This is a genomic window from Flavobacterium branchiarum (assembly GCF_030409845.1).
Taxonomy (GTDB): domain Bacteria; phylum Bacteroidota; class Bacteroidia; order Flavobacteriales; family Flavobacteriaceae; genus Flavobacterium; species Flavobacterium branchiarum.
Genome location: NZ_JAUFQQ010000003.1, coordinates 136903 through 157070, shown reverse-complemented (window position 1 = coordinate 157070; position 20168 = coordinate 136903). Strand labels below are relative to the sequence as shown.

Sequence of the window (20168 nt, the reverse complement as noted above, 5' to 3'; positions counted from 1 at the left end):
AGCCTTTAATACCAAATACCACGAAGGTACTAAAGACAAAGAAAATTAAAATTTCCAAAAACAAATTTAATCCTAAGAACGTATTTTGCGCTTTAAAAAACATACTGCTCTCAAAAACAGTACTTTCAAAACAACTTACTAGAACAAACGAGATGATAAGCGCAAGTAGCACCCATTTGATTTGGGTCATTGGTTCTCTATTAATCATTGAAAAAATATAATTATTTTTACAAAGTAAATGTCTATAATAAATAACATCTCCGCAATACCCACTTTTAGTGATTTTTAGTAATTTCAATAAATCATTAAAAGTGGGTATCAATCTAATAATGCATTGAAATAATTAATATTGTTATTAAAGAAACTGAATAACAGTTAATACAGATTGTATTATATTTGTACAAATAAAAAAAATGTCAGAAAAAATAACTCCTTATAAAAATTCAGCCTTAGGCAAGAAAGAACAAGTTGAACAAATGTTTGACACTATATCTGGAAACTACGATAATTTAAATCGTGTAATTTCATTTGGTATTGACATCAAATGGCGTAAAAAAGTTTTAAAAATAGTTTCTGATAAGAAACCAAAGATAATTTTAGATATCGCAACTGGAACTGGTGATTTAGCCATATTAATGGCACAAACAAATGCTGAAAAAATCATTGGTTTGGATATCTCTTCTGGAATGCTTGAAGTAGGAAAGAAAAAAATTGCCGCTAAAAACCTAAGTCAAACCATTGAAATGGTTGTAGGAGATTCAGAAAACTTACCTTTTGATGATAATCATTTTGATGCAATTACTGTCGCATTTGGTGTTAGAAATTTTGAGACCCTAGAAAAAGGCTTATCTGAAATTTTAAGAGTTTTAAAACCTAATGGCGTTTTTGTAATTCTTGAAACATCGGTTCCAGATAAAACACCGTATAAGCAAGGTTATGGCTTTTACACTAAAAACATACTGCCACTTATAGGAAAGATATTTTCTAAAGATGACGCAGCTTATGGATACCTGTCAGAATCTGCAGCTAATTTCCCATATGGAGAAAACTTAAACAATATTTTACGAAAAATAGGGTTTATAGATGTGAAAGCTATGCCACAAACTTTTGGAGTAGCAACTATTTATTCAGCTTCTAAAAAATAGTATGAAAAAAACTGTAATCTTAATTCTAATTATCTTTTCTACAAAGGGGTATACTCAATTTACTAAAAGTATGTTTAGTAAAGATCCTATTATCAATTTAGAAACTTGGCAAAAACAACGCCTTTATTTCGGATATTACTTAGGTTTTAATAGTTACAACTTTAAGATAGACTACAGAACTGTTGGACCAGATATTCAGATAAAAAAATCAACTGGGTTTAACGTTGGGGTTGTGGCCGATTTAAGATTACAGGAATACATCAACCTCCGTTTTGAACCAGGTTTGTATTACACAAAAAGAGACTTATACTATCCTAATCCAGAGCTAACATCTAAGACTGATTATCTAAGAGAAGTAAATAGTACTTACATCAATTTCCCTTTGCTTTTAAAGTTCTCTGCTTTAAGAACAGGAAACGTGCGTCCTTATTTAGTTGGAGGAATGTCTACTACTTTAAACCTATCTAGTAATGCAAAATCTATTGACGACAATTTAGAGCAACGTTTTAGAGTAAAGGCTTGGACGATGAATTACGAATTAGGTTTTGGAGTTGATTTTTTCTCAGAATACTTCATTTTCTCTCCTTCTATTAGAGGGTCATTTGGTCTTAGCGACGAATTAATTCGTGACAAAGACCCAAATAGCCCTTGGACAGGTAACATAGAATCTATGAAGTCAAGAGCTATTTTAATTAACTTTACTTTTCATTAAGAATAAGAGAATTAACTATTACGCTTAAACTCACTAAGTATAATTGCGGTTGCAGTAGCCACATTTAAACTTTCGGTTTTTTGAAGATCACCAAATCTAGGAATAGTAAGTCTGTTTTGAATTGTTTTTTCAATTTCATCAGAAATACCATTTCCTTCATTACCCATTATAATAATACCTTCTTGTGGCAAATCAGTTTTATAGATATTAGAACCATCCATAAAAGTACCAAAAACAGGAAGTGTTGTTTCAGCAAGAAAAGGTTTTAAATCAATATAACTTACGTTAACCCTTGCAATGGAGCCCATTGTAGCCTGAACCACTTTTGGATTGTAGATATCAACCGATTCTTTAGAACAAAGCAATTGTTTGATTCCGAACCAATCACAAAGTCGTAAAATAGTCCCTAAATTTCCAGGGTCACGAATATCATCAAGGGCAAGGATTAAACCAGATTCTATTATTTTTTTATCGGTGGGAATTTTAAAAACTGCCAAACAAGAATTCGGAGTTGTCAATGCACTTATTTTTTTTAAATCTTGTGCATTAATTAACGTTTTCTTAGAGACTAAAACGGTCTCAAAATCGTTTTGAGTAGTATACAGGTGCTCTAATTCAAAATTGGATTGTAACAATTCTTGAATTACTTTTACTCCTTCTGCAAAAAACAATCCATTTGCAAAACGTTGTTTTTTTTGAAGTAAACCTGATATAAGCTTTATTTGGTTTTTACTAACCATAAAATAATGTACTTTTGAATTAAATATTTTAGAACACTTGAGAAAGATTTCCACAAAAATAGTAGCATTTATTCTAATAGCAATATTTATTTCAGCTTGTAATTCTGTAAAAAGAATTCCTAATGGCAAAAAACTACTTACTAAGAACGAAATCATAGTAAATGACAAGTCTATTAAGGATGAAAATATATTCAACCAATTGTACCAAAAACCAAACAGTACACTTATTGGTGGGTACAAGCTACGTCTAAATTTATACAACTTAGCCAATCCAAATCCAGATTCTACTTTTCAGGCAGAATATGTAAACAACACTAAAAGATACAACAGACTATCAAAATTATTATCTGCAAAACAGGTTGATCGCCTCGGACAGTCGTTTTTATATAAAGGAATAAATGATTTTTTTAAAACTACTGGAGAACCTCCTGTAATTATCGATACTAGCAAAGTAAGAAAATCCTCTATGCGTTTAAAATACCATTATTTCCACAATGGCTATTTTAACACCAAAACTGCTTATACCATTGATAGTGTAGGTACCAAAAAAGCAAAAATCCGTTATACGATAACAACTGGAAAACCCTACCTTTTAGACACAATTAAGACTAGCATATCATCACCTGATGTGGATTCGCTATATATCAAAAGTATTGAAAACACGGTATTAAAATCTGGAAACCAATACAAAACTAGTGACTTGGAGGAAGAAAAAAACCGTATAACTACTTATTTCAGAAATCACGGAGTATATTATTTTCAATCTAATAATGTAACCTATAACATTGACACTATAAATAAAAAAGACAAAGCCAACATAGATCTAATCATTAAAGACTACAACTATCAGGATAAAGATTCTAGCAGAACCGTACCTTTTAAAGTTTACAAAATTAGCGACGTTAATATCTATACTGATTATTCGGCCGCGAATGCTAAATCAGAAATCACAGATAGTACCACTTACAAAAACTTTAATTTATTCAGTTATAAAAAATTAAAGTACAAGCCCTATGCTATAACTGATGCTATTTTTATTACTAAAGGAACTGTTTTTGCTGATTTCAAAACAACTCTTACAACACGATATTTAAACAATTTAAAGATCTTTAATTATCCATCTATCCATTACGAAGTAGATAAAAGAGATTCAACAGCGCAATCTTTAATTGCAAAAATATACCTAACGCCTAGAAAAAAATATAGTTTCGGAACCACATTAGATGTTACCCATTCTAACATTCAGGATTTCGGAATCGGTTTTAGTCTTTCGCAAACGATTCGTAATGTCTTTAATGGTGCCGAAACACTAGAAATTGCAGGACGTGTTAATGTTGGTTCTTCACAAGATTTAGCAAATCCAAATGGGACTTTCTTTAACGCATCAGAATATGGTGTGGATATTAAGCTAAACGTACCTAGAATATTAATGCCTTTTGGAACCGAGAAAATCATCCCTAAAAGTATGATTCCGTCAACAATAATGACAGCAGGTTTTGCAAAACAAAGAAATATTGGTCTAGACAAAGAAAATTTCACGGGTGCATTTACCTATAATTGGACACCAAAAAGAAATAATACTGCACGTATTGATCTTTTTAACGTGCAATATGTGCGAAATTTAAATCCGCAAAATTATTACAGAGTGTATCGTTCATCTTATAATGCACTGAATGATCTTGCTGCAACATACAATACAAAACCAGAATATATCGATCAAGAAACGGGGGATTTAAAAATAGAAGAAGGAACAAACGGGTTTACTAATGATATCTTAAATAAAAACATCCTAATCCCACAAAGTGATTTTCAAACAGTAGAAAGCATTGAAGAAAGAAGGGTACGACTTACAGAAAATGATTTCATATTGGCATCAAATTATACTTTTACCAAAACGACTAAGAAAGATTTATTAGACAATACTTTTTATCTCTTCAAAGCAAAAATTGAAACAGCCGGATCCTTACTATCCTTAATCTCTAAAGCGGCTAATTTGCAAAAAAATGCAAATGGTAATTACCAAATTTTCAATTTAGAATACTCAGAATATTTAAAAACAGAATTTGAATACATTAAGCACTGGGATTTATCAAAAGAAAAAGTCGTAGCTGTACGAACATTTTTTGGTATTGCAGTTCCTTTTGGTAACTCAGATTATATTCCTTTCTCTAGAAGTTACTATTCTGGAGGATCAAATGACAACAGAGCTTGGCAACCCTACTCATTAGGACCAGGAAGTACTGGAGCTGTCAACGATTTTAATGAAGCGAATATGAAAATTGCAATTAGTGGCGAATTTAGATATAAAGTATTAGGGAAATTAAAAGGAGCTATTTTTGCAGATGCAGGAAATATCTGGAATGTACTGGATAATGTAACAGATGAGAAAGCAACTTTTAAAAATTTCGGTGATCTTAAAGACATTGCACTAGGAACAGGAATAGGGTTTCGCTATGATTTAAGTTTTTTCGTAATCCGTTTTGACTTAGGATTTAAAACCTACAATCCTGCTTACGAAACAGGCAAACGTTGGTTCAGAGATTACAACTTCGGACACTCCGTTTTAAATTTTGGAATAAATTATCCTTTCTAATGCTAATTAATTCTTATTTTTGCAAACTAAAAACTAAAAAACAACTAAAAAAAATTACAATGGCACATAATATTAAACCCGGAGTCGCTACAGGGGATCAGGTTCAAGAGATTTTTAATTATGCAAAAGAAAAAGGATTTGCACTTCCTGCAGTAAACGTTACTGGATCAAGTACAATCAATGGTGTTCTTGAAACTGCAGCAAAACTAAATGCACCGGTTATTATTCAATTTTCTAACGGAGGAGCTCAATTTAACGCTGGAAAAGGATTATCTAATGCTAACGAAAAAGCAGCAATCGCAGGTGGAATCGCTGGAGCAAAACACATTCATACTTTAGCAGAAGCTTACGGTGCAACAGTAATTTTACATACTGACCACTGTGCTAAAAAATTATTACCTTGGATTGATGGTTTGTTAGATGCATCTGAAAAACATTTTGCTGAAACAGGAAAACCATTATACAGCTCTCACATGATTGATTTATCTGAGGAGCCAATCGAAGAAAACATCGAAATTTGCAAAGGATACCTAGCTAGAATGAGCAAAATGGGAATGACACTTGAAATCGAACTTGGAATTACAGGTGGCGAAGAAGATGGTGTTGACAACTCTGATGTAGATAGCTCTAAATTATACACGCAACCAGAAGAAGTAGCTTACGCTTACGAAGAATTATCTAAAATAAGCCCTAAGTTTACTATTGCTGCAGCTTTTGGTAACGTTCACGGTGTTTACAAACCAGGAAACGTAAAATTGACTCCAAAAATCCTAAAAAACTCTCAAGATTTCGTTCAAGACAAATTCAAAACTGGTCATAACCCAGTAGATTTTGTTTTCCACGGAGGTTCAGGTTCTACACTTGAAGAAATTAGAGAAGCAATTGGATACGGAGTTATCAAAATGAACATCGATACTGATTTACAGTTCGCATATACAGAAGGAATCCGTGATTATATGGTTAAAAATATTGACTATTTAAAAACTCAAATCGGTAACCCAGAAGGTGCTGATGTTCCTAACAAAAAATACTACGACCCAAGAAGATGGGTACGTGAAAGTGAAGTAACATTCAACGCAAGACTTGAACAAGCTTTTGCTGATTTGAATAACGTAAATACTTTATAAAAAGTGATCAGTTTTTAGTTTCAAGTATTCAGTTAAAAAACGTACCGAATACTTGAAACTAAACTATTTTAAAACTGAACACTAAAAATTGATTACTGAACAAAGAAAACTAAACAAATGGCTTGGTTTAAAAGACAAGAAAAAGGGATTACTACTCCTACTGAAGAGAAAATGGATGTCCCAAAAGGACTTTGGTATAAATCTCCAACAGGAAAAATTATTGATGCTGATGAGTTGGCTCGTAACTTATTTGTAAGCCCAGAAGATGATTTCCATGTTAGAATTGGAAGCGCAATCTATTTTGAAATTTTATTTGACAACAATGAATTTGTTGAATTAGATAAAAATCTTACTTCTAAAGATCCTTTGCATTTTGTTGATACAAAAAGATATGCAGATCGATTAAAAGATGTAATGGAAAAAACCCAACTTAAAGACGCAGTGCGTACTGGAGTTGGAAAATCAAAAGGGAAAGACGTTGTTATCTGCTGTATGGACTTTGCCTTCATTGGTGGTTCTATGGGAGCTGTTGTGGGTGAAAAAATCGCAAGAGGAATCGACCATGCAATCAAAAACAGAATGCCTTTTGTAATGATTTCAAAATCAGGTGGAGCTCGTATGATGGAAGCCGCTTACTCTTTAATGCAGTTAGCTAAAACATCTGTAAAATTGGCTCAACTTGCTGAAGCTGGATTACCTTACATTTCTTTATGTACTGACCCAACAACAGGAGGAACAACTGCATCTTACGCGATGTTAGGAGATATTAATATTTCTGAACCAGGCGCTTTAATTGGATTTGCTGGACCTAGAGTTGTTAGAGATACTACAGGAAAAGATTTACCAGAAGGTTTCCAAACTGCAGAATTCCTTTTAGAACATGGCTTTTTAGACTTTATCACGCCAAGAAAAGAATTAAAAGACAAGATCAACTTGTATATTGATTTGATTCAGAATAACAATATTAGATAGTTTTCAAGCTTCTAAAAATAGGAAATCCCATTTTGTAAATGCAAAATGGGATTTTTTTATGTCTTTATTTTAAAATCTATATCATAAAAAAAATACGGATCAATGCAAAAATCTGCAAGGAGACAAAATCTCATCAAACCCTTAACATAAATAGATAAGTAGTAAAAAAAAGAATTAAACTTCCATAAAAAAAACAAACACATAACTCCAAAAATAAATACAATTTAATCTGAATTACTATTTGTTTAAAAAATTGTATTTTTGTTTTAGACAACTAATGTTAGCTTTCACCCTAATTGAGCCTTTAAAAGATGTATCATACTGAAACTAACTTGTTTTTTACCGAAATCATTTTTTTCTAAAGTAATATAAATACATTTGAACTATGAGCACAATAACAAAACCAAATCACATAGGACGAAAAATAAGTCGCATTCGCGAACTTAGAGATATGAAACAAGAAGCATTAGCGCAGGCTTTAGGAACATCTCAACAAGCTGTTTCTACAATGGAAAACAGCGAAACGATTGATGATACAAAACTTGAAGAAGTAGCTAAAGCTCTTGGAGTAAGTGCTGAAGGCATAAAAAATTTTACTGACGAAAGTATGACAAGTTATTTAAATAATTATTACGACAATAGTGTAAGCAATGGGATAAACGGAATGTTCAATCCTAGCCACTGTACATTCAACCCACTAGATAAAGTTGTTGAACTTTACGAACGTTTAGTTTTAGCTGAAAAAGAGAAAGTTGAATATTTGGAAAAATTATTGAACAAAAAATAAAATTTTCAAAAAACACACCTAACAAAAAATCCCAAGAAAATTTACTTCTTGGGATTTTTTATACCCTATAATTCGGAATCTTTAAAAGCTATGAACCTTCAAAAAAAACCTACATCCCAGTTCTAATTGCTTCAACAGGATCTAACTTAGAAGCAGATATTGCGGGAAGAATTCCAGCTATTAATCCGATTAATGCTGCTAGACCAGTTCCAAGAAGAATATTCCCCATTCCGAGAACAAATTCAAAATCGAGAGCTTTGGTAAGAATTACAGAAATTATCCAAACCAAAATTAATCCTATTGCCCCGCCTATAACGGAAAGAATGATTGCTTCGAATAAAAACTGAAACAAGATAAATTTATTTTTTGCTCCTAAAGACTTTTGAATTCCAATAAGATTTGTTCGTTCTTTAACTGATACAAACATAATATTCGCAATTCCAAAACCTCCAACAAGAAGAGAGAATCCACTTATCACCCAGCCCATTAAATTCATTTGACCTATAATACCATCTATAAAATCAGTAAAACCAGAAAACACATTAACAAAGAAATTATCAATTTGTCCTGCCTTCAATCCACGATAGGCTCTTAATTTCTGAGATACTTCTGCTTTATACGCATCCATATCAATTCCTTTTTCAGGCTTCAAAACAATAACAGGAGTCATTCCGTCATTGTTATCTCCATACATTCTACGCAAAAAGTTTGCTGGAAAAAAAGCCGATGTATCATTACTATCTCCAAACATCCCAGCTCCTTGTTTTTTTATTACTCCAATAACAGTAAAACGCTGTCCGTACAAACGAATATTTTTCCCTAGAGGCTCCGAATCTCCAAATAGTCCTTCGGCAATATCGTGTCCTAAAACTATAACTGGCGCTCCAGAATTTGATTCTGCCTCATTATAAAAACGCCCTTTTTCAAAATCCAAACCTTCGATATCCATAAATTCACTAGAAACTGGAACTACATTTACATCGCTCACCGTTTTTGAATCGTATTTTAAACTCTCGCGTTTAACAAAAAGTTGGTATCCTACTTGATTTGTATTTGTAAGGTTATTTTTAAGATACGTATATTCATCATATTTAACATTGGGAAACTGCTCCCTTTTCCATTGTGGAATATCCGTTGGTCCAAAAGAAAATCGCATTAAATAAATAGTGTTCTTATCTAGACTACTTAGGTCTTTGGTGATTTTTCTATTCAATGAATCCACTGCTGCAAGTACGGCAATAATCGAAAAAATACCAATGGTAACCCCCAACAACGACAACAAAGTTCTTAATTTGTTACTTCGTAAAGCATTCATCGCAAAACCAAAACTTTCCTTTAACAATCGAAAATAAAGTAGCATAGATTTTAAATTTACATTAAAGTAAAATTCAATAAATTTTAGTCAAAAACCTAATAAAATTTCACCTACTCATAGGTAGTTATTTTTAAGATAATGTTACATAAAATGTTGATTTTTATAATCAAAAAAAAACTATTTTTGCACCTTGATAATTATAACTACACAATGAGCACAACTAAAACTATTCAATCTGCATTAATTTCAGTCTTTTCGAAAGATGGACTCGAACCAATTGTAAGAAAACTACACGAACAAAAAGTAACTCTTTACTCAACTGGAGGAACAGAAGATTTTATTAAAAACTTAGGAATTCCTGTAGTTCCTGTTGAAGACATTACTTCATTTCCTGAAATTTTAGGCGGAAGAGTAAAAACACTACACCCGAAAATTTTTGGTGGAATTTTAAACCGTCAAGACAACGAAAGTGATGTTCAACAAATGAAGGAATTTGATATTCCTCAAATTGATTTAGTGATTGTTGACTTATACCCATTTGAAAAAACTGTTGCATCGGGAGCTAGCGAAACTGATATTATCGAAAAAATTGATATTGGTGGAATTTCATTAATTCGTGCGGCTGCAAAAAACTTTAAAGACACTGTTATTGTGGCTTCTGTAAATGAGTACAGCTTATTATTGGATTTAATTACGGAACAAAACGGAGCAACAACTCTTGAAAACAGAAGATTACTTGCAACAAAAGCTTTTCACGTTTCGTCTCACTACGATACTGCAATTTTTAATTACTTCAATACTGACGATACGATCTACAAAGAAAGCATTGCTGATGGACAAGTATTGCGATATGGCGAAAACCCACATCAAAAAGGATTCTTCTTTGGAGATTTTGATGCTATGTTCCAAAAACTTCACGGAAAAGAATTATCATACAACAACTTGCTTGATGTAGATGCTGCCGTGAACTTAATTGCAGAATTTAAAACTGACGGACCTACGTTTGCAATTTTAAAACACAACAATGCATGTGGTTTAGCTACAAGAAAAACGATTAGCGAAGCTTATTTAGCAGCTTTGGCTTGTGATCCTACATCAGCATTTGGTGGAGTTTTAATTTCAAACACAAACATTGATTTAGCTACAGCTCAAGAAATAAATAAATTATTTTGCGAAGTTGTAATCGCTCCAAGTTTTGATCCTGAGGCAATTGCAGTTTTACAAGAAAAGAAAAACAGAATTATTTTAGTTCAAAACGAAGTTGAGCTACCTACAAGACAAGTTAGAACTTGCTTAAATGGACTTTTAATTCAAGATAAAAACAATGTTACTGACAATAAAGAGCATTTAAAAACCGTTACAATTACAGCACCTACAGAACAAGAAGTTGAAGATTTATTATTCGCTTCAAAGATTTGTAAGAATACAAAATCGAACACAATCGTATTTGCAAAAAACGGAACTTTAATTTCATCTGGAACGGGACAAACCTCTCGCGTAGACGCTTTAGTTCAAGCAATTGATAAAGCAAAAGCATTTGGATTTGATTTAAACGGAGCTTCGATGGCAAGTGATGCATTTTTCCCATTTCCGGATTGTGTAGAATTAGCCAAAAAAGCAGGAATTACCGCTGTAATTCAGCCGGGTGGATCGATAAAAGACGAATTAAGCATCAATTATTGCAATGAAAATAAAGTTGCAATGGTATTTACAGGAACGCGTCATTTTAAACATTAATTTGTTTAACTTTGTGCGTTACTAATTTATAACTTTTAAACCCCTAAAAAACTTATGGGATTTTTTGATTTCATGACCGAGGATATTGCGATAGACCTTGGTACCGCAAACACTTTAATCATACATAATGATAAAGTAGTTATTGACAGTCCTTCAATCGTGGCACGTGATAGAATATCAGGCAAAATCATTGCTGTTGGTAAGGAAGCCAATATGATGCAAGGTAAAACCCATGAAAACATAAAGACCATAAGGCCACTTAAAGACGGTGTTATCGCTGACTTTGATGCTTCGGAAAAAATGATCAATATGTTCATCAAGAGTATTCCTGCATTGAAGAAAAGAATGTTTACTCCTGCATTACGTATGGTAGTATGTATTCCTTCAGGAATTACTGAAGTGGAAATGCGTGCTGTAAAAGAATCTTGTGAGAGAGTAAATGGTAAAGAAGTTTATTTGATTCACGAACCGATGGCGGCAGCTATTGGTATTGGAATTGACATTATGCAACCAAAAGGTAACATGATTGTTGATATCGGTGGTGGAACAACTGAAATTGCAGTAATCGCATTAGGCGGAATTGTATGCGACAAATCGGTAAAAATTGCTGGTGACGTATTTACAAATGATATTGTTTATTACATGCGTACACAACACAACTTATTTGTTGGAGAAAGTACTGCTGAAAAAATAAAAATTCAAATTGGTGCCGCTATCGAAGATTTAGATGGACCACCAGAAGATATGTCAGTTCAAGGTAGAGATTTACTTACTGGGAAACCAAAACAAGTAGATGTATCTTACCGTGAGATTGCTAAAGCATTAGACAAATCAATACAACGAATTGAAGATGCTGTAATGGAAACACTATCTCAAACACCTCCTGAATTAGCAGCTGATATCTACAATACAGGTATCTATCTTGCAGGTGGAGGATCTATGTTAAGAGGTCTTGATAAAAGAATTTCACAAAAAACAGATTTACCTGTTTACATTGCTGAAGATCCATTAAGAGCTGTAGTTCGCGGTACTGGAATGGCATTGAAAAACATTTCAAAATTCAAAAGTATCTTAATCAAATAAGATCAAATTAATTATATACATTTCTTCAGAACTAATCAATACTTAGTTCTGAAGAAATTTTGAAACTTTAAGCATATCCTGAAACAAAATAACCAAGCAAGAAATGCAGCAGATATTTAATTTTATTATAAGAAACAGTAATAGGCTACTGTTTTTGCTGCTTTTAGGTATTTCGTTAGGCCTCTCTATTCAATCACACTCTTTTCACAAAAGCAGAGTAATTAGTTCTGCTAATTTCTTAAGCGGTGGTGTTTATGAAAAAATAAACACTGTAAATGAGTATTTGAATCTAAAAAAAGAAAACGACGAATTAGTACTTGAAAACGCTAGACTAAAAAGTCTATTATTCAATGCTGAAGATACTGTAAAACTACCACTTCCAGATAGCATCAAAGGGGTTAAACCTGCTGATATTATTGTATCCAAAGTGATACACAACTCTTACAATGTACACGAGAATTACATTACAATAAACTCTGGTTCAAATGACGGGGTCAAACCTGATATGGGAGTAATTAATAGTTTAGGAATAATAGGTATTGTAGATAACACATCACCTAGATACGCAACGGTTGTTAGTATTCTTAACACTAAATCTCAGATCAATGCTAAGATTAAAAAATCAAACCATTTTGGTTCACTAATTTGGGATGGAAAAAGTACTGGATTTGTTCAACTAATAGATGTGCCTAGATTGGCTTCTGTTCGTAAAGGAGATACAATTGTAACTGGTGGTCAGTCTGTTATTTTTCCTGAAAACATAGGAATTGGTACTATTGAGAAAATATACACTTCAAAAAAGACAAATTATTACACTATCGATGTCAAATTATTTAATGACATGACGAATTTAGGACATGTATATATCATCAAGAGTAGAGATCGTGAGGAACTTATTAAACTAGAAAAAAGAGAAAAAGATGAATAGCGCTTTGTTAATCAATGTTTCTCGATTTATCCTGCTATTGGCAGTTCAGATTATTATTTTTAATAACATGAATTTCCTAGGCTATATAAGTCCTTTCCCATATATACTGTATATAATTCTATATCCAGTAAATGGAAACAAATCTGGACTATTAGCTTCAAGTTTCTTACTAGGTCTTTTTATGGATATGTTTTGTAATTCAGGAGGAATACATGCTACGGCTTGTATAATTCTAGCTTATTACAGACCATACATATTTAAATTCACATTTGGTTTGAGTTATGAATATCAAACTATTAAACTAAATGACTCTTTAACTCCTGAGCGATTTTCATTTATATTAGTATCTGTATTATTACATCATATAATACTATTTACACTTGAAGCTTTCCAGTTTAACTTCATTTTAGATGTTTTACTACGAACTTTGTTTAGTACCATATTTACTATTTTAACTTGTATCATAATAATATATCTTATTAAGCCCAACAGAAGATGAGAAAAATTCTGCTGCCCTCTTTAATAATCATTGCAGCAACTTTGCTAGTAATTCGCATATTCTATTTACAAATTATAGACGACTCTTTTAAACTTAAATCTGAGAATAACGCTATAAAGATAAAATACGACTATCCAGAAAGAGGCTACATATATGACAGATACGGTAAGTTATTAGTTGCCAATCAGGCTTCTTATGATATAATGGTTATCCCTAGAGAGATAAAAAACATTGATACTTTAGAGTTTTGTCAACTTTTAAATGTTACCAAAGAAGACTTTATTAAAAAAATTGAGAAAGCTAAAATATATAGCCCTCGATTGCCATCTGTATTCTTAGCTCAGTTGAACAAAAGCGAATTTGCTGCTTTTCAAGAAAAGATGAGAAAATTTGAAGGTTTCTATTTTCAAAAAAGATCTTTACGTGACTACGAAGTGGATTATGGTGCTAATATTTTTGGAGGTATTACTCAAGTAAACGAAAAATTAGTAGCTAGTAATCCGTATTACAACAGTGGTGATTTAATTGGGAAACAAGGTGTTGAAGAAAGCTACGAGGTTACTTTACGTGGAATCAAGGGTGTAAAATACATTCAAAAAGACAAATACAACAGAGAGATAGGTTCCTATAAAGATGGAAAATATGATACCGTTGCCGTACAGGGAGAAGACATCAACTTAACAATTGATGCCGAACTTCAGAAGTATGGAGAACAATTAATGATTAACAAAAGAGGTGGAATTGTTGCTTTAGAACCAAAAACTGGTGAAATTTTAGCATTAGTTACTGCACCATCTTATGACCCTGGCATATTAGTAGGAAGACAACGTTCTAAAAACTACACCTTACTGTATCGTGACTCAATTGCAAAACCATTGTACGACCGTGGTTTGCTTGCTGAATATCCTCCTGGCTCACCATTTAAAATCCTAACAGGACTAATTGGTTTACAGGAACAAGTAATAAATGAAAACACGACATTTTTTTGTAATCATGGTTTTAGCTATGGTAGAGGTCGATTTATGAAATGTCATAGTCACCCACCAGCACAACAGCTACACAATGCGATTTACAATTCGTGTAATACCTATTTTGCTCAAGCTTACATGCTTACTATAAACAAATACAACAATCCTGCTTATGCAGTTGATATATGGAGTAACCACGTAAAAAGTTTTGGTCTGGGTCAGTACATGGGATATGATTTACCAACAGGTAAAAAAGGGAACATACCAACCTCTAAAACATATAAGAAAATTTATCCTAATGGAGGCTGGAGAAGCACAACAATTGTATCCAACTCTATTGGACAGGGAGAGGTTTTAATGACTCCAATTCAATTAGCAAATATGATGGCTACAATTGCCAATCAAGGACATTATTTCACGCCTCACATCATTAAAAAAATTGAAGGAGAAAAAATCGACCCTAAATTTGAGGTTAAGCACGAAACGACTATCGACAAAAAATATTTCCCACCAATAATTAGTGGATTATTTGATGTTTACAACAGAGGAACAGCTAGTAGATTACGCGTTGAAGGTATCGATATTTGTGGAAAGACAGGTACAGCCGAGAATTTTGCTAAAATTAACGGTAAGAGAACACAACTTAAAGATCACTCCATATTCGTAGCATTTGCACCAAAAGACAATCCGAAGATTGCCATAGCAGTAATGATTGAAAATGGTGGATTTGGAGCTGCAATTGCAGGTCCTATCGCGAGTTTGATGATTGAAAAATATCTGCGTAAAAAAATCACAAGAAATGATCTAGAAATTCGTGTTTTAAACACAAGCTTAAGAGATCAATACGCAAAATTAGGAGGAATGACAGAAGCTAGTTTAATTGAAACCACTCCTAGAGATTCAATTATGAAAGCGAAGATGATAAAACCTAAGGAAATTAAAACAACAAAAGTAGACACTACTCAAAAGAAACAATAAAGAGATTCATTTCAAATGAAAAATCAAAGTGTAAAAAGCAATATTGACTGGATAAGTATAATCATCTATACCGCATTAGTAATCATGGGATGGTTAAACATATATTCTTCTTCCCTATCCTCTACAGATGGTACTTATGAGAAACAGTTCATTTTTATTTTACTAACGATTCCACTAATTTTTATCGTTCTATTTGTTGATGGTAAATTCTATGAAAAGTATGCCAGCATCATTTTTGGTGTCGCCTTACTGTCCTTGGTCGGATTATTTTTCTTTGGGAAAACTATTGCCGGACAACGCTGTTGGTATGCAATAGGAAGTTTTACATTACAACCCTCTGAGTTCACTAAAGCAGCTACAGCCCTTGCGTTAGCAAAATATCTAAGCGACACACAGGTAAACCTAAAAGACGTTAACAGACAAATACAGGCGCTTGCTATTGTGTTTTTACCTGTAATCTTAATTCTGCCTCAACCAGACCCTGGAAGTGCCTTAATATACAGTATATTTCTACTTGTTTTATATCGTGAAGGACTTCCTTCTTGGTACATCTGGACAGGATTTATAGCTATCGTATTGTTTGTTTTAACGCTAGTATTAGAACCCGAATATGTAATACTTATATCCGTAATTATACTCGCGATTATACATTTTAAAGGAAGGACAGTTGATCGAAACCTAATTTTAAGCGGTATATTATTAGCGCTAATATCTGGGTTCGTACTATCTGTTGATTACGTTTTTGATAATGTTTTTAAGCAACATCACCGAGATCGTTTTAATATTTTACTAGGAAAAACGGTCGACATGAAAGGGATTGGATACAATACCAATCAATCTGAAATTGCGATTGGATCTGGTGGATGGATAGGAAAAGGTTTTCTAGAAGGCACTCAGACTAAAGGGGGGTTTGTTCCTGAACAACATACCGATTACATCTTTACTACTGTAGGTGAAGAATGGGGATTTGCGGGATCTGTTGTAGTTATAGGTTTGTTTGTTGGACTATTCTTAAGAATAATATATTTAGCCGAAAGACAAAAGACTAAATTTAGTAGAGTCTATGGTTATTGTGTTGCGGGTATTTTATTTACTCACTTTTTTGTAAATATTGCAATGGTAATTGGTATTTTCCCTACTATTGGAGTCCCACTTCCTTTCTTCTCATATGGAGGTTCAGGACTATGGGGATTCACCATTTTGCTTTTTATTTTCCTTAAAATGGATGCCAATAAAGTTAACGAGTGGTAGTTTCTGCCCTTTAAACTAAAAAATCCAAGATTTATAATCTGTGTTTTTCTCTAAAGCATCCTCAATTTTATCATCTAATTGAGGAAAGAAATCTATGCCTGTTAATTTTTCGATAGCATCTACCGAAACTACAAACTCATATAAAGGTCTTTCGCTTTTTTCATTTGGCACAAGAAAAGCAATCATCTTATATTTGCCATTAGATTCATCTAATAGTACTTTATAAAAATAGTTAGGCACTAGCACTTTTTCTTTACCAATTGTAGTATCTGAATCAGTAAGCACTCCACCAGTAACTACATAAATACCATCGTATTTAACAGCCCAATAACGTACTTTTTGCTCTAATCTATTCCAAATACCATTATTAAATTCACGCATCTGAGGAGATATATTTGAAGTTAAGAAAGTATCTTCATATGCTTTTTTATCAAACTCCATATCTCCAGCTGGACAAAGGTGCCCTTTATCGTATCCTGATTGTTTATAATTACGCCAATCCGCAGACCCAGAAGTTACTTTGGGATCTTCATTAAAATAGGGTCTCTTGAAATCATTATTTTTAATATAGCTTTTCTTTAATTCGTAAGCAACCCATTCTGCCTGTTCAAATTTTTCATTATAAGAAAGCGTATAATAATCATGTTTTACGACTTGATTTGTTGTCGAACTAGGCAAGTAGTCGAAATCTACATTGTCTTCACTATACAACGTGGTTTCAGTCTTCAAACTGTCTTTAAATTCTAAATCAGAATTAACACTGCTGCTTTCCGAGTTCTTTTTACAAGAAAAAAGAAAAATCAAAAAAAAAGCAACCAATACCCCTCTCTTTATAATCATCATAAAGTCTTATTTAAATCTTAAACAATTAATTTTCATTAAAACAAAAATCAAAGTTAACTAAATGAGTTCAAAAAAAATGCTCCAATAATCATGACGATTAATGGAGCATTTTTATTATTTAAAAGCTAATTACTTTTATACCTCTTATAATTTAGAAGCTAGTTTATCTTTTTTTGTTTTAACAGGAATTGAATTTTGTCTACTTCCCGATTGTGACTGTAAATCATCTAAAACATTTATAGCTTCTTCAACATAAATATCTTTTGCTAACGCTTGATGCCAGCTTTCTCTTTTTTCTTTCAAACTTGGATCTTTTGCCATCTCAGCTATTTCATATGGTAAAGAATTAAACTGTAGATTATTTTTATAATCAGTAATTGGTTTATACTTTTTAGCTTCAGCTTCAACTTCAGTTTGTGCTTTTTTGAAATCAGCTATATTCAAACTATAACTATTCTCTTTGCTTTTAGTATCAATCCATTTTGCATTTTCTTCAATTAATTTAAACTGCGGATTAAGCGCAATACGTGCTTTACTATTTGCTATAGCTTGTCCAAAATTAGAATTATGATTCCAAGTACTATATTCCGCTGGATCGATTTTATCCCATGGCATTGCGTTATCAATATCACGTTCTCCCATTTTTAAATAGGCATAACGATCTGGCGCAACAATATCACTACGTACACCTTCTAATTGCGTAGACCCACCGTTAATTCTATAGAACTTTTGAGTTGTAATTTTCAGAGCTCCTAAGTCTCCAAAATCACTACTACGAACAAACTGATTTAAATCAATAACATTTTGAACTGTTCCTTTACCATAAGTTTGTTTACTACCAATAATAACACCTCTTTTATAATCTTGAATCGCAGCAGCAAGGATTTCTGAAGCCGAAGCAGAGAAACCATTAACCATGATCACTAATGGACCATCCCACTCAATTTTTTTATCACGATCATAAAGAACTTCTTTTTTTCTTCCTGCAGATTTAATCTGCACAATTGGACCTTGTTCGATAAACAAACCTGCAATATCAACAACAGTAGATAAAGAACCTCCACCATCATCACGTACATCTAAAATGATACCGTTTACTTTCTCCTTTTTAAGTCTTTCAACTTCAAGTGCAATATCTTTTCCAGCATCTCTACCGTCTTTGTTTTCAAAATCGATATAAAATTTAGGCAAATAAATAACCCCGTATTTCAATCCGTTTTTATCAACAATACTAGATTTAGCATACGTTTCTTCGATTTCAACAATATCTCTAATAATAGATATCACCTTTATCGTTCCGTCAACTTTTTTAACTGTAAGACGAACTTCTGTTCCTTTGTGCCCTTTAATTTTCTTAACAACATCGTCAAGACGCATACCTACAACATCAACAGGCTCATCAGCTCCTTGTCCTACTTTTATAATTAAATCGCCTGCTTCCAATTCTTTACCTCTCCAAGCTGGTCCACCTGAAATAAGTTCTGAAATTTCTGTAAAGTCATTTTTCTTTTGCAGTTTTGCTCCAATCCCTTCCAGTTTTCCACTGATATTAACATCAAAACGTTCTTTCTCTTCTGGTGCGAAATAGCTAGTGTGCGGATCAAAACGAGCCATGATTGAGTTTACGTAAACTGAAAACCAATCACTTCTCTCTAAATCTTTAATAAATCCAAAATACTCATCTAATGATTTTAATGAATTCTCTCTAGTTTCCTTTTCTAAAACATCAAAAGATTTCTCTTTATACTCAGGATCTTTTACTTTCTTTTCAGCTTCGATATTCTCTTTAGTAACTAAAGAAGATAATGTAGATAACTTGATTTGTTTTCTCCATTTTTCAACCAGTTCAGCAGGAGTTTTTGCATAAGGTGATTTCTCATAATCTGTACTGAAAGTTTCATCTACTTTATAGTTAAACGGATTAGCTAAAATGAGTTTATATCTCTTTTTACCTTCTTCCATTCTTTTCATCAAACGCGCATAAGTAAGATTAAAGAAAGTCAAATCTTTATTTACAAATTGATCGTCTAATTGCAGTTCATATATCGAAAATTCATCGATATCTGATTGCAAGAAAAATCGTTTAGATGGATCCAATGCTTCAATATAATCTTTATATACTCCTTTTGAGAATTCATCATTCATTGGAGGCGGACTATAATGACCTTTTTCGATTACAAAAGCAAGTAATTCCAAAAGCATCTTATCTTTATTTGGGTCTGGGTCAATCCCTCTATCGCTATTAATTTTAAATGCAAACAGTGTAGCAGATAAACAAATAACGGCTAGGATTATTTTATAATTTCGTTTCATAAATTTAATAATAGCATTCATCAATTTTTTAATCTAATTTACGGTAAAAACTATGCCAACAAAATATGGACCGCATAATTTTTTGTTAAAGATATAAATATACTTTTTCATTCAATTGATTAAAAGTACCAACTTAGTAAATTTAAGACTTTTTGTTACAATTTTAAGAAATTCAGT

General features: G+C 32.5%; 16 protein-coding genes. 12 read left to right on the top strand and 4 right to left on the bottom strand.

The window, feature by feature from the left end; genetic code table 11:
* Positions 1-413 precede the first annotated feature (413 nt).
* On the top strand, positions 414-1145 hold the full coding sequence (gene ubiE / locus QWY99_RS01010) for a bifunctional demethylmenaquinone methyltransferase/2-methoxy-6-polyprenyl-1,4-benzoquinol methylase UbiE (protein ID WP_290259938.1): 732 nt from the start codon (positions 414-416) through the stop codon (positions 1143-1145).
* A gap of 1 nt (position 1146) precedes the next feature.
* A complete protein-coding gene (gene porT / locus QWY99_RS01005) occupies positions 1147-1857 on the top strand; it encodes a type IX secretion/gliding motility protein PorT/SprT (RefSeq protein ID WP_290259936.1) in 711 nt (236 codons plus the stop codon).
* 11 nt (positions 1858-1868) lie between these two features.
* Here porT and QWY99_RS01000 read toward each other — a convergent pair whose 3' ends face one another.
* The gene (locus tag QWY99_RS01000; RefSeq protein WP_290259934.1) at positions 1869-2597 is read right to left on the bottom strand and encodes an RNA methyltransferase; all 729 of its coding nucleotides are present in this window, start codon (positions 2595-2597) and stop codon (positions 1869-1871) included.
* A gap of 37 nt (positions 2598-2634) precedes the next feature.
* Between QWY99_RS01000 and tamL the strand changes: the two genes are divergently transcribed.
* From tamL to QWY99_RS00980, 4 genes are all read left to right on the top strand, one after another.
* Entirely contained in the window at positions 2635-5190 is a 2556-nt protein-coding gene (gene tamL / locus QWY99_RS00995) for a translocation and assembly module lipoprotein TamL (protein WP_290259932.1), read from the top strand.
* Positions 5191-5249: 59 nt separating this feature from the next.
* Positions 5250-6317, top strand: coding sequence for a class II fructose-bisphosphate aldolase (gene fbaA, locus QWY99_RS00990; RefSeq protein WP_129539929.1), 1068 nt, complete (start codon positions 5250-5252; stop codon positions 6315-6317).
* Between the two features lie 117 nt (positions 6318-6434).
* A complete protein-coding gene (accD, locus tag QWY99_RS00985) occupies positions 6435-7289 on the top strand; it encodes an acetyl-CoA carboxylase, carboxyltransferase subunit beta (RefSeq protein ID WP_290259927.1) in 855 nt (284 codons plus the stop codon).
* Between the two features lie 385 nt (positions 7290-7674).
* On the top strand, positions 7675-8076 hold the full coding sequence (locus QWY99_RS00980) for a helix-turn-helix domain-containing protein (RefSeq protein ID WP_290259925.1): 402 nt from the start codon (positions 7675-7677) through the stop codon (positions 8074-8076).
* 109 nt (positions 8077-8185) lie between these two features.
* Here QWY99_RS00980 and QWY99_RS00975 read toward each other — a convergent pair whose 3' ends face one another.
* Positions 8186-9436 (bottom strand): ABC transporter permease, encoded by a 1251-nt coding sequence (locus tag QWY99_RS00975; RefSeq protein WP_290259923.1) that lies wholly within the window; start codon positions 9434-9436, stop codon positions 8186-8188.
* 165 nt (positions 9437-9601) lie between these two features.
* On the opposite strand from QWY99_RS00975, the gene purH reads away from it, so the two are divergent.
* From purH to rodA, 6 genes are all read left to right on the top strand, one after another.
* Complete coding sequence (gene purH, locus QWY99_RS00970; RefSeq protein WP_290259921.1) at positions 9602-11128, top strand: bifunctional phosphoribosylaminoimidazolecarboxamide formyltransferase/IMP cyclohydrolase; 1527 nt, start codon at positions 9602-9604, stop codon at positions 11126-11128.
* Positions 11129-11182: 54 nt separating this feature from the next.
* Positions 11183-12211: a rod shape-determining protein gene (locus QWY99_RS00965; RefSeq protein ID WP_290259919.1), complete on the top strand. Its 1029-nt coding sequence runs from the start codon at positions 11183-11185 to the stop codon at positions 12209-12211.
* A 103-nt stretch (positions 12212-12314) separates the two neighbouring features.
* Positions 12315-13139, top strand: a complete 825-nt coding sequence (gene mreC / locus QWY99_RS00960; protein ID WP_290259916.1) for a rod shape-determining protein MreC — start codon at positions 12315-12317, stop codon at positions 13137-13139.
* Entirely contained in the window at positions 13132-13638 is a 507-nt protein-coding gene (locus QWY99_RS00955) for a rod shape-determining protein MreD (RefSeq protein WP_290259914.1), read from the top strand. The genes mreC and QWY99_RS00955 overlap by 8 nt, the downstream gene beginning before the upstream one ends.
* Positions 13635-15584, top strand: a complete 1950-nt coding sequence (gene mrdA, locus QWY99_RS00950; protein WP_290259912.1) for a penicillin-binding protein 2 — start codon at positions 13635-13637, stop codon at positions 15582-15584. Before QWY99_RS00955 ends, mrdA begins: the two co-directional genes overlap by 4 nt.
* 15 nt (positions 15585-15599) lie before the next feature.
* On the top strand, positions 15600-16835 hold the full coding sequence (gene rodA, locus QWY99_RS00945; RefSeq protein WP_290259909.1) for a rod shape-determining protein RodA: 1236 nt from the start codon (positions 15600-15602) through the stop codon (positions 16833-16835).
* A 15-nt stretch (positions 16836-16850) separates the two neighbouring features.
* Here the strand turns inward: rodA and QWY99_RS00940 are convergent, their stop codons facing one another.
* Positions 16851-17675 (bottom strand): DNA/RNA non-specific endonuclease, encoded by an 825-nt coding sequence (locus tag QWY99_RS00940; RefSeq protein ID WP_290265275.1) that lies wholly within the window; start codon positions 17673-17675, stop codon positions 16851-16853.
* 147 nt (positions 17676-17822) lie between these two features.
* Positions 17823-20012: a carboxy terminal-processing peptidase gene (locus QWY99_RS00935; RefSeq protein WP_290259907.1), complete on the bottom strand. Its 2190-nt coding sequence runs from the start codon at positions 20010-20012 to the stop codon at positions 17823-17825.
* Between the last annotated feature and the right edge of the window lie 156 nt (positions 20013-20168).